Below are 14,118 nucleotides of genomic sequence, written 5' to 3'. Positions count from 1 at the left end.
GACGATTGGCCGCGCCGCCTGATCCCGTCTGGCGAAGTGCAGAAGGCAAACATAAAGTCCGCCCCATGGAAAACGATTCTCCGGCCCTGCCGAAACGCACGCTGACCGACCTGATGTTCATCCTCTTCCTGAGGCTGGTGGCGATCACCTGTTTCTGGTTCGGCCTGCAATATTGGGGCATGCTGGTCGGCTACTCGCTTGTTGGAGCCGGCCGCTTCGATCTGCTCAGTCTGCCCTGGAAAGTTTGCGCCACGACGCTGGCCGTCGTCTTCCCCGTTGCCTCGCTTGGCCTATGGCTGACGGTGTCCTGGGGACCGGTCGTCTGGGTGCTCGCCGCAGGCCTGCAGGTGCTGATGCACGGCGTCCTGCCGGAGATCTTCGGCTCCAACAAACTCATTGTTTTGACACATGGATTGGTGGCGCTGATGTACCTGGCTTTCCGCATCGCATTGTGGTTCGAGAAGCGCAGGCAGCGCCGTCAGGTAAGCGTTGATTTACCCTGATACAACGGGAGGTTTCCGGTAAGGTGCTGTTAAGCCTGCAGTTTAAGTAGAATTTTATTTGTATTCGATAGGGTCTGTCTCAAGGCGGGAAGAAAACCAACACCGCCAAACAAACAGTGAGGCAGTCATCATGAACACGAAAATCAAGCCGCAGGCGGTATCGAACTTCCGTGACCAGCAGGACCAGGACATCCGTGATCTTTACATGGAATCCCTTCATCTTGTTGAACGTCTTCACCGCCGTCTTCTGGATGTCATCAAGGACGAGTTCGACCGTCAGGGCCGCAGCGACGTCAACGCCATCCAGGCGCTCCTGCTTTTCAACATCGGCAACTCGGAACTGACCGCCGGCGAGCTGCGCTCGCGCGGTTACTACCTGGGCTCCAACGTTTCCTACAACGTCAAGAAGCTCGTCGACCTCGGCTTCATCAACCACCAGCGCTCGCGCATCGACCGCCGCTCCGTCCGCATCAGCCTGACGGAAACCGGCACCGAGATCGCCGAAACGGTCGCCAAGCTCTACGAACGCCACATCACCTCGATCGACAAGGTCGGCGGCATCGGCACTGACGAATTCACCCAGATGAACAAGCTCCTGCAGCGCCTCGACCGCTTCTGGAACGACAGCATTATGTACCGCCTCTAAGTTCCTGAGCTGTTATTCCCGATGGCTCGGTAACAATTCAAAGTGGCAAAACGGACGTAACGGGGCGAGAGAAGGCGCCCCGTTACGTCCGTTTGTGAGTCAATTGTGCGCCCGTAAAAACGGAGCCGCGTGGGTCCGGTCGGCCCTGCATCCCGGCCACTGGCTCAATATCAGGCCGAGTTTGTGAGGGTTTCTGCGGCGCGTCGGGGCAGAGCCCTAGTTTCTGTCTCTCGCCTTCAGCGCTGCATGACGCTCTTCAAGGTGCAGCTTATGGGAATAGCGATCAGGCGTGATGGTGACGCTATGTGCATATCCGCTGGCGTCATCGACTGCCTTCATGATTTCGCCGAGGGTGGCGGTCTCGGGGAAGGACCAAGTTTCCCTGCTCAGGTAGGATTTGTAGACCCGCGAGCCGTCTTCCTGGCTCGTGCCGTCCTCTTCGCGAGAAAAGATTTCAGCAGTCACAACGTATTTCCGTTCAACCATTGTCAGCTCCTGTGGCACCGAATCGTGAAGACGTTATCGGCCTTTGCCGAACGTCGCCATCGCAAAACTTGGGGGTACCGCTGCCTTTCAGGTGCGAATAATCTGCGGTTGCTCGCGTTTAGATTGTTTTGATTGGGGCATGACAATCGGAAATAGCATTGGCGCTTGCCTCCGCCAGTCCTTGGTGGGTCGCAAGGCGACGGAGCCACGCAAGGCCGGATTTTGCCTTAGTTAACCTCACTCACCACCAGCGTGTCATCTTTGCAACGCATCCGACCCAAGCGTAATCGCCTGTATTCAGGCCGTTTTTTAGCCGTTATTAACCAGCACCGTTTACGCATTGATATGGTTTGGTCCGTGCCGTTCACCTGTCTTGAACCTACCGCCGGTAGATCTTCGAAAGGGCAGGCGACACGAATTGGCCATATTGGTATGGCAGCGGAAAGACGGTAGACGGCGCCCTCAGACAGCATTTCACGCCTTCACGTTTCCGGCTCGCAATCTTGTGATGCCCGGTGGCGGAAATTTTGTGATGCGCCAGAGAACGGAATGATAGTGGTCTGCGTTATCGCGCAGTGACTCGCAAAGCCCGCGGTTTCCTCTCAAGCCTGCGGCATTCATTGGTTGGGACTATGTCGAAGAAAAACGGAATTGAAGCTCTCTCGCGCCGCGCATTTCTGGCCTCCGCGGCCACGTTCGGCGTCAGCGCCCTGGCCGCCCCGGCATTGGCGCAGACGGCCGTCGACGCGCTGATCAACGCGCCGCGCCGCGGCGACTGGGACGATCAGTTCGATGCCAAGGCCGCATCGCGCACCGCCAACGCCATTGTTTCTAATACCCCGATCCTCGGTCCCCAATCCGTTTCCAGCATGCAGCAGGCGATCGCCCAGTACCAGCAGATCGCATCTGCCGGCGGCTGGCCGACGGTCAATCCGCCTGCCGACCAGCGCCTGCAGCTCGGCGTCACCGATCAGTCGGTCCAGGCGCTGCGCCAGCGTCTCTTCGCCACCGGTGACCTTCCGCAGGAAGCCGGCATGTCGTCCTCGTTCGATTCTTATGTCGACGGTGCCGTCAAGCGCTTCCAGGCTCGTCACGGTCTGCCGTCCGATGGCGTTATCGGCGAGTTCACGCTGAAGGCGATGAACATTCCGGTCGATGTCCGCCTGCAGCAGCTGAACACCAACCTGATCCGCCTGCAGACCTTCCCGGAAGAGCTCGGCCGCCGTCACGTCATGGTCAATATTCCGGCAGCTTACGTCGAAGCCGTTCAGGATGGCGCCGTCGCCACCCGCCACAACGCCATCGTCGGCCGCCTGAGCCGCCCGACCCATCTCGTCAATTCGAAGATCTACGAGGTCATCCTCAATCCTTACTGGACCGCGCCACGCTCGATCGTCGAAAAGGACATCGTGCCGCTGATGCGCAAGGACCCGACCTACCTGACGCGCAACAACATTCGCCTGATCGACGGCAAGGGCACCGAAGTCGCCCCTGAAACCATCGACTGGAACGCCGAGAAGGCCCCGAACCTGATGTTCCGTCAGGACCCGGGCAAGATCAACGCCATGGCCTCGACGAAGATCAACTTCTACAACAAGAACGGCGAGTACATGCACGACACGCCGCAGCAGGGCCTGTTCAACAAGCTGATGCGCTTCGAATCCTCGGGCTGCGTCCGGGTCCAGAATGTGCGCGACCTGACGACCTGGCTGCTCGGCGAGACCCCGGGCTGGCCGCGCCAGCAGATGGAGCAGGTCATCGCCAGCCGCGTCAACACGCCGATCAAGCTCTCTGAAGAAGTGCCGGTCTATTTCGTCTACATCTCCGCGTGGGGCATGCCCGACGGCGTCGTCCAGTTCCGCGACGACATCTACCAGATGGACGGCAATGCCGAACTGGCGCTGGATACGACGGCGACAACGGAACAGCCGGTTCAGTAAGGGCTGGTGTTTTGAGTTTGGAAAGGCCGTGCGATTGCGCGGCCTTTTTTGTTTGAGGCAAAACCTCACCTCCCTCATCCCTGTGCTTGTCACAGGGATCCAGTGCGCCCAAGTCCTTGGGCGCGGAAGACCCTTCTTTTAAGCTAAGAAGTTTCATTCACGGCGCGGACGCGCCGTGGCTGGATTCCTGTGACAGGCACAGGAATGAGGGCCAAGGAGGAGGGCGCGCCCTCCCGGTACACCAAGACCTTGGCACCGCGCGTAGATTGCCCAGCAAATGTCGTTCTTCGTATTGCTCTGGCGCAAACGGAAGGCTAAAGCTGCGGCCATTCAAGTTGAGGAGCCCGCCATGACCAATGCTTCCACACAGACCTTCTTCAATCGTTCGCTCGCCGATACCGATCCTGAGATCTTCGGCGCGATCGGCAAGGAGCTCGGCCGCCAGCGCCATGAGATCGAACTCATCGCCTCGGAAAACATCGTTTCCCGTGCGGTTCTGGAAGCCCAGGGCTCGATCATGACCAACAAGTACGCCGAAGGTTATCCGGGCAAGCGTTACTATGGCGGCTGCCAGTATGTGGACATCGCCGAAGAACTGGCGATCGAGCGCGCCAAGAAGCTCTTCGGCGTCAACTTTGCCAACGTTCAGCCGAATTCCGGTTCGCAGATGAACCAGGCCGTGTTTCTAGCGCTGCTGCAGCCCGGTGACACCTTCATGGGTCTCGACCTCAATTCGGGCGGTCACCTGACGCATGGTTCGCCTGTCAACATGTCCGGCAAGTGGTTCAACGTCGTGTCCTACGGCGTGCGCGAAGGCGACAACCTGCTCGACATGGACGAAGTTGCCCGCAAGGCCGAGGAAACCAAGCCGAAGCTGATCATCGCCGGCGGCACCGCTTATTCCCGCATCTGGGACTGGAAGCGTTTCCGCGAGATCGCCGACAGCGTCGGTGCCTATCTGATGGTCGACATGGCCCACATCGCCGGTCTCGTTGCCGGTGGCCAGCATCCGTCGCCGTTCCCGCATTGCCACGTTGCCACGACCACGACCCACAAGTCGCTCCGCGGCCCGCGCGGTGGCGTGATCCTCACCAATGACGAGGATCTGGCGAAGAAGTTCAATTCGGCCGTCTTCCCGGGTCTCCAGGGCGGTCCGCTGATGCACATCATCGCTGCCAAGGCAGTTGCCTTCGGCGAAGCGCTGCAGCCCGAGTTCAAGGATTACGCGGCACAGATCGTCAAGAACGCCAAGGCGCTTGCCGAAACCCTGATCGCCGGCGGCCTCGATGTCGTTTCCGGCGGCACCGACAACCACCTGATGCTGGTCGACCTTCGCAAGAAGAACGCGACGGGCAAGCGCGCCGAACAGGCGCTCGGCCGCGCCTTCATCACCTGCAACAAGAACGGCATTCCGTTCGACCCTGAAAAGCCCTTCGTCACCTCGGGCGTCCGTCTCGGCGCGCCTGCCGGTACGACCCGCGGCTTCAAGGAAGCGGAATTCAAGGAAATCGGCAAGCTGATCGTCGAGGTTCTCGACGGCCTGAAGGCCGCGAATTCCGACGAAGGCAATGCCGGTGTCGAAGCCGCCGTGCGGGACAAGGTGATGAACCTCACCAACCGCTTCCCAATGTACGATTACATCGGCTAAGGATAGCGCATGCGCTGCCCATTCTGCGGATCGGAAGACACACAGGTCAAGGATTCACGCCCGGCGGAGGACAACACGTCCATCCGCCGCAGGCGTATCTGTCCCGATTGCGGCGGCCGCTTCACGACCTTCGAGCGCGTGCAGCTGCGCGAGCTGATGGTCGTCAAGAAGACCGGCCGCAAGGTGCCGTTCGACCGCGACAAGCTGGTTCGCTCCTTCGAGATCGCGCTGCGCAAGCGCCCGGTCGATCGCGACAGGATCGAGCGGGCCGTCTCCGGAATCGTCCGCCGTCTCGAAAGTTCGGGCGAAGTGGAAATCAGCTCCGAGGCCATCGGCCTGCAGGTGCTGGAGGCGCTGAAAAGCCTCGATGACGTCGGCTTCGTCCGCTATGCATCCGTCTACCGCGATTTCTCGCATGCCGAGGATTTCGAAAAGGTCATCTCGGAGATCAACGCCAAGATCGGCCGCGATACGCTGGATAGCTGAGCGATGAGCACTTCGACAGATGACGAACGCTATATGGCCGAGGCGATCCGCCTCGGCCTTTTGCATCTTGGCCAGACCTCGACCAATCCGTCTGTCGGCTGCGTCGTCGTCAAGGATGGCGAGATCGTCGGGCGCGGCACCACGGCAATCGGCGGCCGCCCGCATGCCGAGCCGCAGGCGCTTGCCGAGGCAGGCATCCGTGCCGAGGGCGCCACCGCCTATGTAACGCTCGAACCCTGCTCACATTTCGGCAAGACACCGCCTTGCGCCAATTCGCTGATTGCGGCCGGCGTCTCCCGCGTGGTGATCAGCGTTACCGATCCCGACGAGCGCGTGTCCGGCCGCGGCATCGCCATGCTTGAGGATGCCGGCATCACAGTGGATACCGGCGTTCTGGAAGAGGAGGGCAGGCGCTCGCTCGCCGCCTATCTCACACGCCAGACGAAGAAGCGGCCCTATGTGACTCTCAAGCTTGCGGTTTCCGCCGACGGCATGATCGGCCGCCGCGGCGAGGGGCAGGTGGCGATTACCGGGCCGGCCGCGCGCGCCGAGGTGCAGAAGCTCAGGGCGGAATCGGACGCGATATTGATCGGCATCGGCACGGCCATTGCCGACGATCCGGAACTGACGGTGCGGATCGCCGGACAGGAGACCCGCTCGCCGGTGCGCATCGTCCTGGATCCGATTCTGTCGCTGCCGGTGACCGGCAAGCTGGCGCGGACGGCGCGGGATGTGCCGGTGATTGTGGTGGCGCGGGAAGAGCTATCGGATCTGGCTGTCGTCGAGGGAACACCCCCCTCTGTCCTGCCGGACATCTCCCCCTCAAGGGGGGAGATCGACTCACGGATAGCATCTCCCCAAACAAGCGAAACTGGAACGAGCGGCCGCCCCCAGCCAAGCTCTCCCCTTGAGGGGGAGATGCCCGGCAGGGCAGAGGGGGGTAACCCAACCACTGACACCAGCGAGTTGGACTCCCGCCGCACCGCCCTCGAAGCGCTCGGCATCGAAATTCTCTACTGCAATCCCTATCACCCGGAAGTCCTGCTCCCGGCGCTCGCATCCCGTGGCATCTCCTCGCTGATCATCGAGGGCGGCGCCGGGACCGCAAGGCTTTTCCTCGACGCCGGTCTCATCGATCGCATCCAGCTCTACCAGGGTGACGTCGTGATCGGCACTGACGGTATTGAATCGCCGGTGACGAAGACCGATATGCCATCCGGTTTCGCCCTGAGGGGCACATTTGCATTCGGGCCCGACCGAATGGACGAATACGAAAGAGAGCTTTGATGTTCACCGGCATTGTTACCGATATGGGCAGGATAGAATCCGTTTCCGCGATGAACGAGGGCGTCAAGCTGCGCGTCGCCACGAGTTACGATCCGGCGACCATCGACATGGGCGCGTCCATCTCGCATTCCGGCGTCTGCCTGACGGTCACGGGATTGCCCGCCGAAGGCAGCAACGGCCGCTGGTTCGAGGTCGAGGCCTGGGAAGAGGCGTTGCGGCTGACGACGATCGCTACCTGGAAAGAAGGCAGCCGGGTCAATCTCGAGCGCTCGCTGAAAATCGGCGATGAGCTCGGCGGCCATATCGTTTCCGGCCATGTCGATGGCAAGGCCGAAATCCTCTCGGTGACGGCAGAAGGCGATGCCACCCGTTACCGCCTGCGGGCACCCGAACATCTGGCGAAATTTGTCGCTCCCAAGGGTTCGATCGCCCTCGACGGCACGTCGCTGACCGTCAATGCCGTCGATGGCACCGATTTCGACGTGCTGTTGATCCGCCATACGCTCGAGGTGACAACCTGGGGCGAGCGCAAGGCGGGCGACTTCGTCAATTTCGAAGTCGATACCATGGCCCGCTACGCCGCTAGGCTCGCAGAGTTTCCGTCCGCGAAAACAGAATGATCTCACCGTTGTAATCGGTGCGCGTCACTTCGCGGAAGCCGAGCTTTCCCGCAAGTCGGATCGACGGCGCGTTTTCCGGCGAGATAATGCAGGTCATCTCCATGTCAGGAAAGCGCTGCTCGGCCCAGGCGATCATCGCCTGCAGCGCTTCGCTGGCATAGCCGCGGCCATGGAAGTTCGGCGACAGCGCCCAGCCGGTCTCCAGCGTGCCCTCGATCGAGGGCGTCATCTCGCGGCGGGTTTCGAGAAAGCCGCATTCGCCGACGAAGCGGCCGGTTTCCTTTTCCTCGATGGCCAAAAAGCCGAAGCCCATATGGTGCCACATGCCGGTGGCGCGCAGCAGCCGCGCCCAGGTCTGTTCGCGTGTGCTCGGCACGCCGGTGATGTGGCGCACCACGTCCTCGTCAGCCCAGAAGGTGACGTAGGCCTCGAAATCGGTCTTGCGGTGCGGGCGCAGGATCAGGCGCTCCGTCTCGATCGTCGGAATATTCAACATCGAAAATCGCTTTCTGTTTTTATGCGCCAGGCTCGTTATGCCAGTAGTCCAGGCTTTCATCGGTGCGGCCGATGACCCGGAAGCTCGGGTAGCCACCATCCTTGCGGGTCTTGGCCAGAAACTTCCCGGAGTCGGGATATTCGACGATCTCCGTCGGCGACATCGTCGAGACGCCCATGTAGATCAGCGGTTCGGTCCCGGTATTGAGGATCTGATGCGCCGTCTCGGGCCCGCCGGCCGGTGCGCCGAGAACCGATCCTTTGGAGATCGCGTGCCGTTCGGCACCGAAGCGGTATTCGCCGCTTCCGGAGAGAACGATGAACAGCTCATCTTCGACATGATGATTGTGGAAGGGGCAACCCGATTTGCCCGGAGGCACCTCGTTATAGCTGACGCCGAGATTGGAAAGGCCGAGAAGCTTCCCGAAGGAAATGTCGGTGCTCTCGTAAAGGGTGCCCTGTGTCCAGTGCTCGAGTTCCAACCCGGCGGGGTTGATGACGGGTGTCGTCTTTTCTGATGGCATGTTTCGTCTCCCTTGGAGGGCAACAGACCATCATTCGGCAGTGGTTTTCAAGAGCGGGGATAGAGATATAGGGAAAGGCGGCGCTCAGCACGCCGCCTTTCCCTGGTCGTGGTTGATGTCAATCGGTGAAGATCGTCAGGCTGCCATCGGCCGCCTGTTCGACGTTGATGACGTTGTTGACGCTGATGCCCTGATCAGCAAGCTTTCGGGTAAGGCTCCTGTTGGCGTCGATCGAGGCCTGGATCTGGTGGACTTCTTGAGCATCGCGGATCGGGGCCGAGCGCGGGCCGAACTGGTCCATGCTGTCGATGTTGCGCCAGTCCTGATATTGCTGGACGGCGAAGTTGCCCTGGAACGAGCGCAAGGTCTGCTCGATGCCGGGGGCGGAGTTCATCCCAAGGCTTTCCGCACGGCTGACGCCGGCAAAGGCGAGGGAGGAGAGGGCGGAAACGATGGCGAGTTTGGCAACGCGGTTCATGGTAGTATCCTTTCATCTGCCCGGACGGTCGGCTGTCGTGCAGGGGATCGTCGGCGTTACGAGAAAGGAATTGGGGCGCCAAAGCCGCCCCTTCAATGGCTTAAGTCACTGAAATCGCGTTAATTATTCTTCATCTTCGTTGCCTTTTTTATGCCTTATTCGGGGCGGTGGAAACCGCATGTTGATGCGCTGCAGCATGGCTTGGTTCTATGCACTTGCAAGGATTTCAGGTTTTGCATTTCAGCCATGATCGGAATTTGCTTGCCATTCGCGCGAAGGCATGTTTTGACCGCGGCCTGCCGCATGGCGAGTTCTCTAAAACCGAAGGTGACACATGGCGCGGGCCGATGCTCCCCACATTTTGATCGTTGAAGCACGCTTCTACGACGACATGGCTGACGCACTCCTCGAAGGTGCGAGCTTCGCGCTGAAGGAAGCCGGCGCGACCTTCGACGTGGTGACGGTTCCCGGCGCGCTGGAAATTCCGGCGGCGATTGCCATGGCGCTCGACGGCGCAGATAATGGTGGCGTGCTGTATGACGGCTTTGTCGCCCTCGGCATGGTCATTCGCGGCGAAACCTATCATTTCGATATCGTCTCCAATGAGTCGTCGCGCGCATTGATGGATCTCGCCGTCAGCGAGTCGCTTGCCATCGGCAACGGCATTCTGACGGTTGAAAACGACGAGCAGGCTTGGGCACGCGTCCGCCGCTCCGACAAGGACAAGGGCGGCTTTGCCGCCCGTGCAGCTCTCACGATGATCGAGCTGAAGAAGAAACTGGGTGGGCTTGAATGAGCAATGAAACTCCGGAGCGTCAGGTAAAGGCGGCAAACCAGCGGGGCGCTGCGCGTCTTGCTGCCGTTCAGGCGCTCTATCAGATGGATATCGGCGGTACCGGCGTTCTGGAAATCGTCGCCGAATACGAGGCGCATCGCCTCGGCCAGGAAATCGACGGCGAAACCTATCTCAAGGCCGATCCGTCGTGGTTCCGCTCCATCGTCTCGGGCGTCGTGCGTGAACAGTTGCGCCTCGACCCGCTGATCGCGTCCGCGCTGCAGGACGACTGGGCGCTTTCGCGCCTCGACAGCACTGTGCGTGCAATCCTGCGCGCCGGCGTTTTCGAGCTGACCGACCGCAAGGACGTGCCTGTCGCCGTGATCGTCACCGAATATATGGAGATCGCCCAGGCGTTCTTCGAGGATGATGAGCCCAAGCTCGTCAACGCCGTCCTCGACCGCATCGCCAAGCAGGTACGCGGCGACACGCGGAAATAGACTTCGCGTCTTCTATCGGACCAAATCTCTCAATCCGTTGTGCTGCAAGGGTTTTAGCCTCTGCGGTCTTGACGTCGTGTTTTCCACCAAGCAATCTCCGCACGCAAAGCTAGAGCGTTTCTGAGGAGAGAAGACGATTCGGCTGCGTTCGTGGTCGGGGCGGAGAAGTGCACCGGCAGCACTTTTGGAGGAAAGAGCGAAATGAACATTCTTTTATGCGTAATCGCATGCGGTCTGCTCTCGGTGGTCTATGCCATCTGGACGACCCGTTCGGTGCTGGCCGCCGATCAGGGTAATAGCCGCATGCAAGAAATCGCGGGCTATATCCGCGAAGGCGCACAGGCCTATCTCACGCGTCAGTACAAGGCGATTTCGGTCGTCGGTATCGTTGTTTTCATTGCAGCATGGCTGCTTCTCTCCGGGACGGCCGCGATCGGCTTTCTGATCGGCGCCGTGCTTTCAGGCGCTGCCGGTTTCATCGGCATGCACGTTTCCGTCCGCGCCAATGTGCGCACGGCTCAGGCCGCCTCCCACAGCCTCGCGGCTGGCCTCGATATCGCCTTCAAGTCCGGCGCCATCACGGGTATGCTCGTTGCCGGTCTCGCGCTGCTCGGCGTGTCGATCTATTATTACGTCCTGACAGGCATTCTCGGTCATGAATCCGGATCGCGCGAGGTCATCGATGCGCTTGTGTCGCTCGGCTTCGGTGCATCGCTGATCTCGATCTTTGCTCGTCTCGGCGGCGGCATCTTCACCAAGGGTGCTGACGTCGGCGGCGACCTCGTCGGTAAAGTGGAAGCGGGTATCCCGGAAGATGATCCACGCAACCCGGCCACGATCGCCGATAACGTCGGTGACAATGTCGGTGACTGCGCAGGCATGGCGGCCGACCTGTTCGAGACTTATGCGGTCTCCGTGGTCGCGACGATGGTGCTGGCGGCGATCTTCTTTGCCGGCGCACCGATCCTGCAATCGGCGATGATCTATCCGCTGGCGATCTGCGGCGTCTGCATCATCACCTCGATCATCGGCACCTTCTTCGTCAAGCTCGGCTCGAACGGTTCGATCATGGGCGCTCTCTACAAGGGCCTGATCGTCACCGGCCTGCTGTCGATCGTCGGTCTTGGTATTGCCACATCGCTGACCGTTGGCTGGGGCTCGCTCGGCACCGTTGCCGGACATGAGATCACTGGCACGAACCTCTTCATTTGCGGTTTGGTCGGCCTTGTGGTTACGGCGCTCATTGTCGTCATCACCGAATACTATACAGGCACCGGCAAGCGCCCCGTCGTCTCGATCGCACAGGCATCGGTGACCGGTCACGGCACCAACGTTATCCAGGGCCTTGCAGTATCGCTGGAATCGACAGCGCTTCCCGCCATCGTCATCGTTGGCGGTATCCTGGCGACCTACCAGTTCGGCGGCCTGTTCGGCACCGGTATCGCAGTCACCTCGATGCTCGGCCTTGCCGGTATGATCGTGGCACTCGATGCCTTCGGTCCGGTCACCGACAATGCCGGTGGCATCGCCGAAATGGCGCATCTGCCGCCTGAAGTGCGCAAGTCGACCGACGCGCTCGACGCCGTCGGCAATACGACGAAGGCCGTCACCAAGGGCTATGCAATCGGTTCTGCCGGTCTCGGCGCGCTGGTGCTGTTCGCCGCCTATGCCAACGACCTGCAATACTTCGCCGCCCATGGCGACCAGTATCCGTATTTCGCAGGCATCGGCACGATCTCCTTCGATCTGTCGAACCCCTACGTTGTCGCCGGCCTGCTGTTCGGCGGCCTGATCCCGTATCTGTTCGGCGGTATCGCCATGACGGCCGTCGGGCGCGCGGCGGGCGCCATCGTCGAGGAAGTGCGCAAGCAGTTCCGCGAAAAGCCGGGCATCATGCAGGGCACGGAAAAGCCTGACTACGGCCGCGCCGTCGACCTGCTGACCAAGGCGGCAATCCGCGAGATGATCATCCCCTCGCTGCTGCCGGTTCTGGCGCCCATCGTCGTCTACTTCGGCGTTCTCCTGATCTCCGGCTCCAAGGCCTCGGCCTTTGCGGCGCTCGGCGCTTCGCTGCTCGGCGTGATCATCAACGGTCTCTTCGTCGCCATCTCGATGACTTCGGGCGGCGGGGCATGGGACAACGCCAAGAAGTCCTTCGAAGACGGCTTCGTCGACAAGGACGGCAACCGCCACATGAAGGGTTCGGAAGCCCACAAGGCATCCGTCACCGGCGATACCGTCGGCGATCCCTATAAGGACACCGCTGGTCCGGCCGTCAACCCGGCGATCAAGATCACCAATATCGTCGCACTTCTGCTGCTTGCGATCCTCGCCGGCATGTAAGGGGAGGCGATAGCCTGAAACGAAGAAACCCGCCGGAGCGATCCGGCGGGTTTCTTGATTGTTCCTGCAATCGCAGTCTTACTTGATGCTTGCCGGGTTCTGAGGATTGCCGTCCGGTGTGCCGAACAGGCTCTTTGCCGCGCTGCCTGCGCCGCCCGAGAGAACCTGCTGCAGGAAGGTGAGTTCGCGGCCGCCGGTCGGCGTGACGCGCGAGATCGTGTCGAACACCTTGCCGTCCTGGAGCGTGTAGTTGGCGCGCCGCGCCACGACGCCGTCCTTGTCGAAATAGATGGCGAGAACCGTCTGGTCCACCACCTTCAGCTTCTGGAAGGCGACGGAGCGCGTGCGGCGCTGCGAGATATAATAGAAGACTTCGTTGTCGAAGGTCGCGGTCGTCGAAGGCGTGCCGAGCGAAAGCAGGACCTGCTCGCGGCTGGAACCCTCGGGAACGAGGTTGAGCGACTCCGCATCGACGACATAGCCGCCGTTCAGCACGGTGCCGGTCTGGCAGCCGGTCAGTCCCGCTGAAGCAATCATGATCGCAATGGCCGCGCTGCTGAAGAACTTTACGTCAGACTTGAAATACCGTTTCTTCAACGACATCTACTCCCCTTGAGTATCGGTAGGCGGCTTTGGGCCATGCTTGAGCACCGCTGATGCAAAACCTTTGTGGCCTTTCCGGGGTCGAATTCTCCCAATTCGCCGCGTCGCAGCCCTGAAAGGGCGCTGTCCCGAAAGTGGCCACCTTCGGCATTGCAATTCGCGCCTGCTTCGGTAAACCAGCTTTCGAATTCATGCAACACGGCCCACGCAACTCCGCGTGAAGAATGAGGCATTTCCGGAAAAAACAATGATCTTCGGGCTCTTTCGTAAGAAAAACAACAATCAGGCGATCGTCGAACGGCAGTATTCGACGCTGACGGCTGCGGCCCGTATGCCCGAATTCTATGAGACGATGAATGTGCCCGACACGGTCATGGGCCGTTTCGAGATGCTGTCGCTTGTCATGATCCTGTTCTTCCGCCGCACCCGCGCCTCCGGCACGAGCGGCCAGGAGATCGCCCAGGAGATCGTCGATGCCTTCTTTCAGGATATCGACTATTCGATCCGCGAGCTCGGTATCGGCGACAACAGCGTGCCGAAGCGCATGAAGAAACTCGCCGGCATGTTCTATGGCCGTCTCGAAGCCTATTCGAAGGCGATGGACGCAGGAAATAGCGAGGAGCTTGCCACGGCATTGTCCCGCAATATCCACCCGAAGGCGGAAGCCCCGGCTGATATGAGCGCACTGAGCGGCTGGATGTTCAAGGCGGAAGCTGCTCTGTCCGGACAATCCGAAGACCAGATCGCCACCGGTTCAGCAACGCTGCCGGAAGCGGTCTGAGGA

At 60.6% G+C, this 14,118-nt stretch carries 15 protein-coding genes and 1 pseudogene; 11 read left to right on the top strand and 5 right to left on the bottom strand.

The features are described 5' to 3' along the window. Positions 1-65 precede the first annotated feature (65 nt). Both AC1DJO_RS16055 and ldtR read left to right on the top strand, forming a co-directional pair. Positions 66-503 carry a DUF6163 family protein gene (locus AC1DJO_RS16055; RefSeq protein WP_112389586.1) on the top strand — a complete coding sequence of 146 codons (438 nt, stop codon included), beginning with the start codon at positions 66-68 and terminating at the stop codon, positions 501-503. 130 nt (positions 504-633) lie between these two features. Next, on the top strand, positions 634-1,149 hold the full coding sequence (ldtR, locus tag AC1DJO_RS16050) for a transcriptional regulator LdtR (protein ID WP_112389587.1): 516 nt from the start codon (positions 634-636) through the stop codon (positions 1,147-1,149). Positions 1,150-1,365: 216 nt separating this feature from the next. Here ldtR and AC1DJO_RS16045 read toward each other — a convergent pair whose 3' ends face one another. Continuing rightward, a complete protein-coding gene (locus AC1DJO_RS16045; protein ID WP_477971684.1) occupies positions 1,366-1,635 on the bottom strand; it encodes a hypothetical protein in 270 nt (89 codons plus the stop codon). A 632-nt stretch (positions 1,636-2,267) separates the two neighbouring features. Between AC1DJO_RS16045 and AC1DJO_RS16040 the strand changes: the two genes are divergently transcribed. The 5 genes from AC1DJO_RS16040 (at position 2,268) to AC1DJO_RS16020 (ending at position 7,616) form a co-directional block, all read left to right on the top strand. Further along, entirely contained in the window at positions 2,268-3,575 is a 1,308-nt protein-coding gene (locus AC1DJO_RS16040; RefSeq protein ID WP_112389589.1) for a L,D-transpeptidase family protein, read from the top strand. 349 nt (positions 3,576-3,924) lie between these two features. Further along, a complete protein-coding gene (gene glyA / locus AC1DJO_RS16035) occupies positions 3,925-5,223 on the top strand; it encodes a serine hydroxymethyltransferase (RefSeq protein ID WP_112517020.1) in 1,299 nt (432 codons plus the stop codon). A gap of 9 nt (positions 5,224-5,232) precedes the next feature. Next, the gene (nrdR, locus tag AC1DJO_RS16030; protein WP_112389591.1) at positions 5,233-5,709 is read left to right on the top strand and encodes a transcriptional regulator NrdR; all 477 of its coding nucleotides are present in this window, start codon (positions 5,233-5,235) and stop codon (positions 5,707-5,709) included. 3 nt (positions 5,710-5,712) lie between these two features. Then, positions 5,713-6,996 carry a bifunctional diaminohydroxyphosphoribosylaminopyrimidine deaminase/5-amino-6-(5-phosphoribosylamino)uracil reductase RibD gene (gene ribD, locus AC1DJO_RS16025; protein WP_477971682.1) on the top strand — a complete coding sequence of 428 codons (1,284 nt, stop codon included), beginning with the start codon at positions 5,713-5,715 and terminating at the stop codon, positions 6,994-6,996. Next, positions 6,996-7,616: a riboflavin synthase gene (locus tag AC1DJO_RS16020; RefSeq protein WP_112517018.1), complete on the top strand. Its 621-nt coding sequence runs from the start codon at positions 6,996-6,998 to the stop codon at positions 7,614-7,616. Before ribD ends, AC1DJO_RS16020 begins: the two co-directional genes overlap by 1 nt. Here the strand turns inward: AC1DJO_RS16020 and AC1DJO_RS16015 are convergent. The 3 genes from AC1DJO_RS16015 to AC1DJO_RS16005 all read right to left on the bottom strand — a co-directional run bounded on the left by AC1DJO_RS16015 (position 7,579) and on the right by AC1DJO_RS16005 (position 9,113). Further along, positions 7,579-8,112, bottom strand: coding sequence for a GNAT family N-acetyltransferase (locus tag AC1DJO_RS16015; RefSeq protein ID WP_477971680.1), 534 nt, complete (start codon positions 8,110-8,112; stop codon positions 7,579-7,581). The two genes, AC1DJO_RS16020 and AC1DJO_RS16015, sit on opposite strands and share 38 nt — an antisense overlap. Before the next feature lie 19 nt (positions 8,113-8,131). Beyond that, positions 8,132-8,635, bottom strand: a complete 504-nt coding sequence (locus AC1DJO_RS16010) for a cupin domain-containing protein (protein ID WP_477971677.1) — start codon at positions 8,633-8,635, stop codon at positions 8,132-8,134. A gap of 118 nt (positions 8,636-8,753) precedes the next feature. Continuing rightward, positions 8,754-9,113: a hypothetical protein gene (locus tag AC1DJO_RS16005; RefSeq protein WP_112389596.1), complete on the bottom strand. Its 360-nt coding sequence runs from the start codon at positions 9,111-9,113 to the stop codon at positions 8,754-8,756. 334 nt (positions 9,114-9,447) lie between these two features. Between AC1DJO_RS16005 and ribH the strand changes: the two genes are divergently transcribed. From ribH to AC1DJO_RS15990, 3 genes are all read left to right on the top strand, one after another. Then, entirely contained in the window at positions 9,448-9,909 is a 462-nt protein-coding gene (gene ribH, locus AC1DJO_RS16000; RefSeq protein ID WP_112389597.1) for a 6,7-dimethyl-8-ribityllumazine synthase, read from the top strand. Next, positions 9,906-10,388 carry a transcription antitermination factor NusB gene (nusB, locus tag AC1DJO_RS15995; protein WP_112517016.1) on the top strand — a complete coding sequence of 161 codons (483 nt, stop codon included), beginning with the start codon at positions 9,906-9,908 and terminating at the stop codon, positions 10,386-10,388. The genes ribH and nusB overlap by 4 nt, the downstream gene beginning before the upstream one ends. A gap of 201 nt (positions 10,389-10,589) precedes the next feature. After that, a complete protein-coding gene (locus AC1DJO_RS15990) occupies positions 10,590-12,731 on the top strand; it encodes a sodium-translocating pyrophosphatase (protein WP_112389599.1) in 2,142 nt (713 codons plus the stop codon). A 78-nt stretch (positions 12,732-12,809) separates the two neighbouring features. Here AC1DJO_RS15990 and AC1DJO_RS15985 read toward each other — a convergent pair whose 3' ends face one another. After that, positions 12,810-13,334 carry an outer membrane protein assembly factor BamE gene (locus AC1DJO_RS15985; RefSeq protein WP_112389600.1) on the bottom strand — a complete coding sequence of 175 codons (525 nt, stop codon included), beginning with the start codon at positions 13,332-13,334 and terminating at the stop codon, positions 12,810-12,812. Positions 13,335-13,525: 191 nt separating this feature from the next. On the opposite strand from AC1DJO_RS15985, the pseudogene AC1DJO_RS15980 reads away from it, so the two are divergent. Continuing rightward, a pseudogene (locus AC1DJO_RS15980) lies at positions 13,526-14,115 on the top strand (ubiquinol-cytochrome C chaperone family protein). The last annotated feature ends 3 nt before the right edge of the window (positions 14,116-14,118 follow it).

The sequence above is a fragment of the Rhizobium sp. 05N430 genome (assembly GCF_056396985.1).
The sequence above is the reverse complement of the archived record's forward strand: the minus strand, read 5'-3'. Positions and strand labels throughout refer to the sequence as shown.

What these genes read in the sequence shown, in the direction of transcription:
- AC1DJO_RS16055 (WP_112389586.1), top strand. Translation starts at nt 66, where the DNA reads ATGGAAAACGATTCTCCGGCCCTGCCGAAACGCACGCTGACCGACCTG.
- ldtR (WP_112389587.1), top strand. Translation starts at nt 634, where the DNA reads ATGAACACGAAAATCAAGCCGCAGGCGGTATCGAACTTCCGTGACCAG.
- AC1DJO_RS16045 (WP_477971684.1), bottom strand. Translation starts at nt 1,635, where the DNA reads ATGGTTGAACGGAAATACGTTGTGACTGCTGAAATCTTTTCTCGCGAA.
- AC1DJO_RS16040 (WP_112389589.1), top strand. Translation starts at nt 2,268, where the DNA reads ATGTCGAAGAAAAACGGAATTGAAGCTCTCTCGCGCCGCGCATTTCTG.
- glyA (WP_112517020.1), top strand. Translation starts at nt 3,925, where the DNA reads ATGACCAATGCTTCCACACAGACCTTCTTCAATCGTTCGCTCGCCGAT.
- nrdR (WP_112389591.1), top strand. Translation starts at nt 5,233, where the DNA reads ATGCGCTGCCCATTCTGCGGATCGGAAGACACACAGGTCAAGGATTCA.
- ribD (WP_477971682.1), top strand. Translation starts at nt 5,713, where the DNA reads ATGAGCACTTCGACAGATGACGAACGCTATATGGCCGAGGCGATCCGC.
- AC1DJO_RS16020 (WP_112517018.1), top strand. Translation starts at nt 6,996, where the DNA reads ATGTTCACCGGCATTGTTACCGATATGGGCAGGATAGAATCCGTTTCC.
- AC1DJO_RS16015 (WP_477971680.1), bottom strand. Translation starts at nt 8,112, where the DNA reads ATGTTGAATATTCCGACGATCGAGACGGAGCGCCTGATCCTGCGCCCG.
- AC1DJO_RS16010 (WP_477971677.1), bottom strand. Translation starts at nt 8,635, where the DNA reads ATGCCATCAGAAAAGACGACACCCGTCATCAACCCCGCCGGGTTGGAA.
- AC1DJO_RS16005 (WP_112389596.1), bottom strand. Translation starts at nt 9,113, where the DNA reads ATGAACCGCGTTGCCAAACTCGCCATCGTTTCCGCCCTCTCCTCCCTC.
- ribH (WP_112389597.1), top strand. Translation starts at nt 9,448, where the DNA reads ATGGCGCGGGCCGATGCTCCCCACATTTTGATCGTTGAAGCACGCTTC.
- nusB (WP_112517016.1), top strand. Translation starts at nt 9,906, where the DNA reads ATGAGCAATGAAACTCCGGAGCGTCAGGTAAAGGCGGCAAACCAGCGG.
- AC1DJO_RS15990 (WP_112389599.1), top strand. Translation starts at nt 10,590, where the DNA reads ATGAACATTCTTTTATGCGTAATCGCATGCGGTCTGCTCTCGGTGGTC.
- AC1DJO_RS15985 (WP_112389600.1), bottom strand. Translation starts at nt 13,334, where the DNA reads ATGTCGTTGAAGAAACGGTATTTCAAGTCTGACGTAAAGTTCTTCAGC.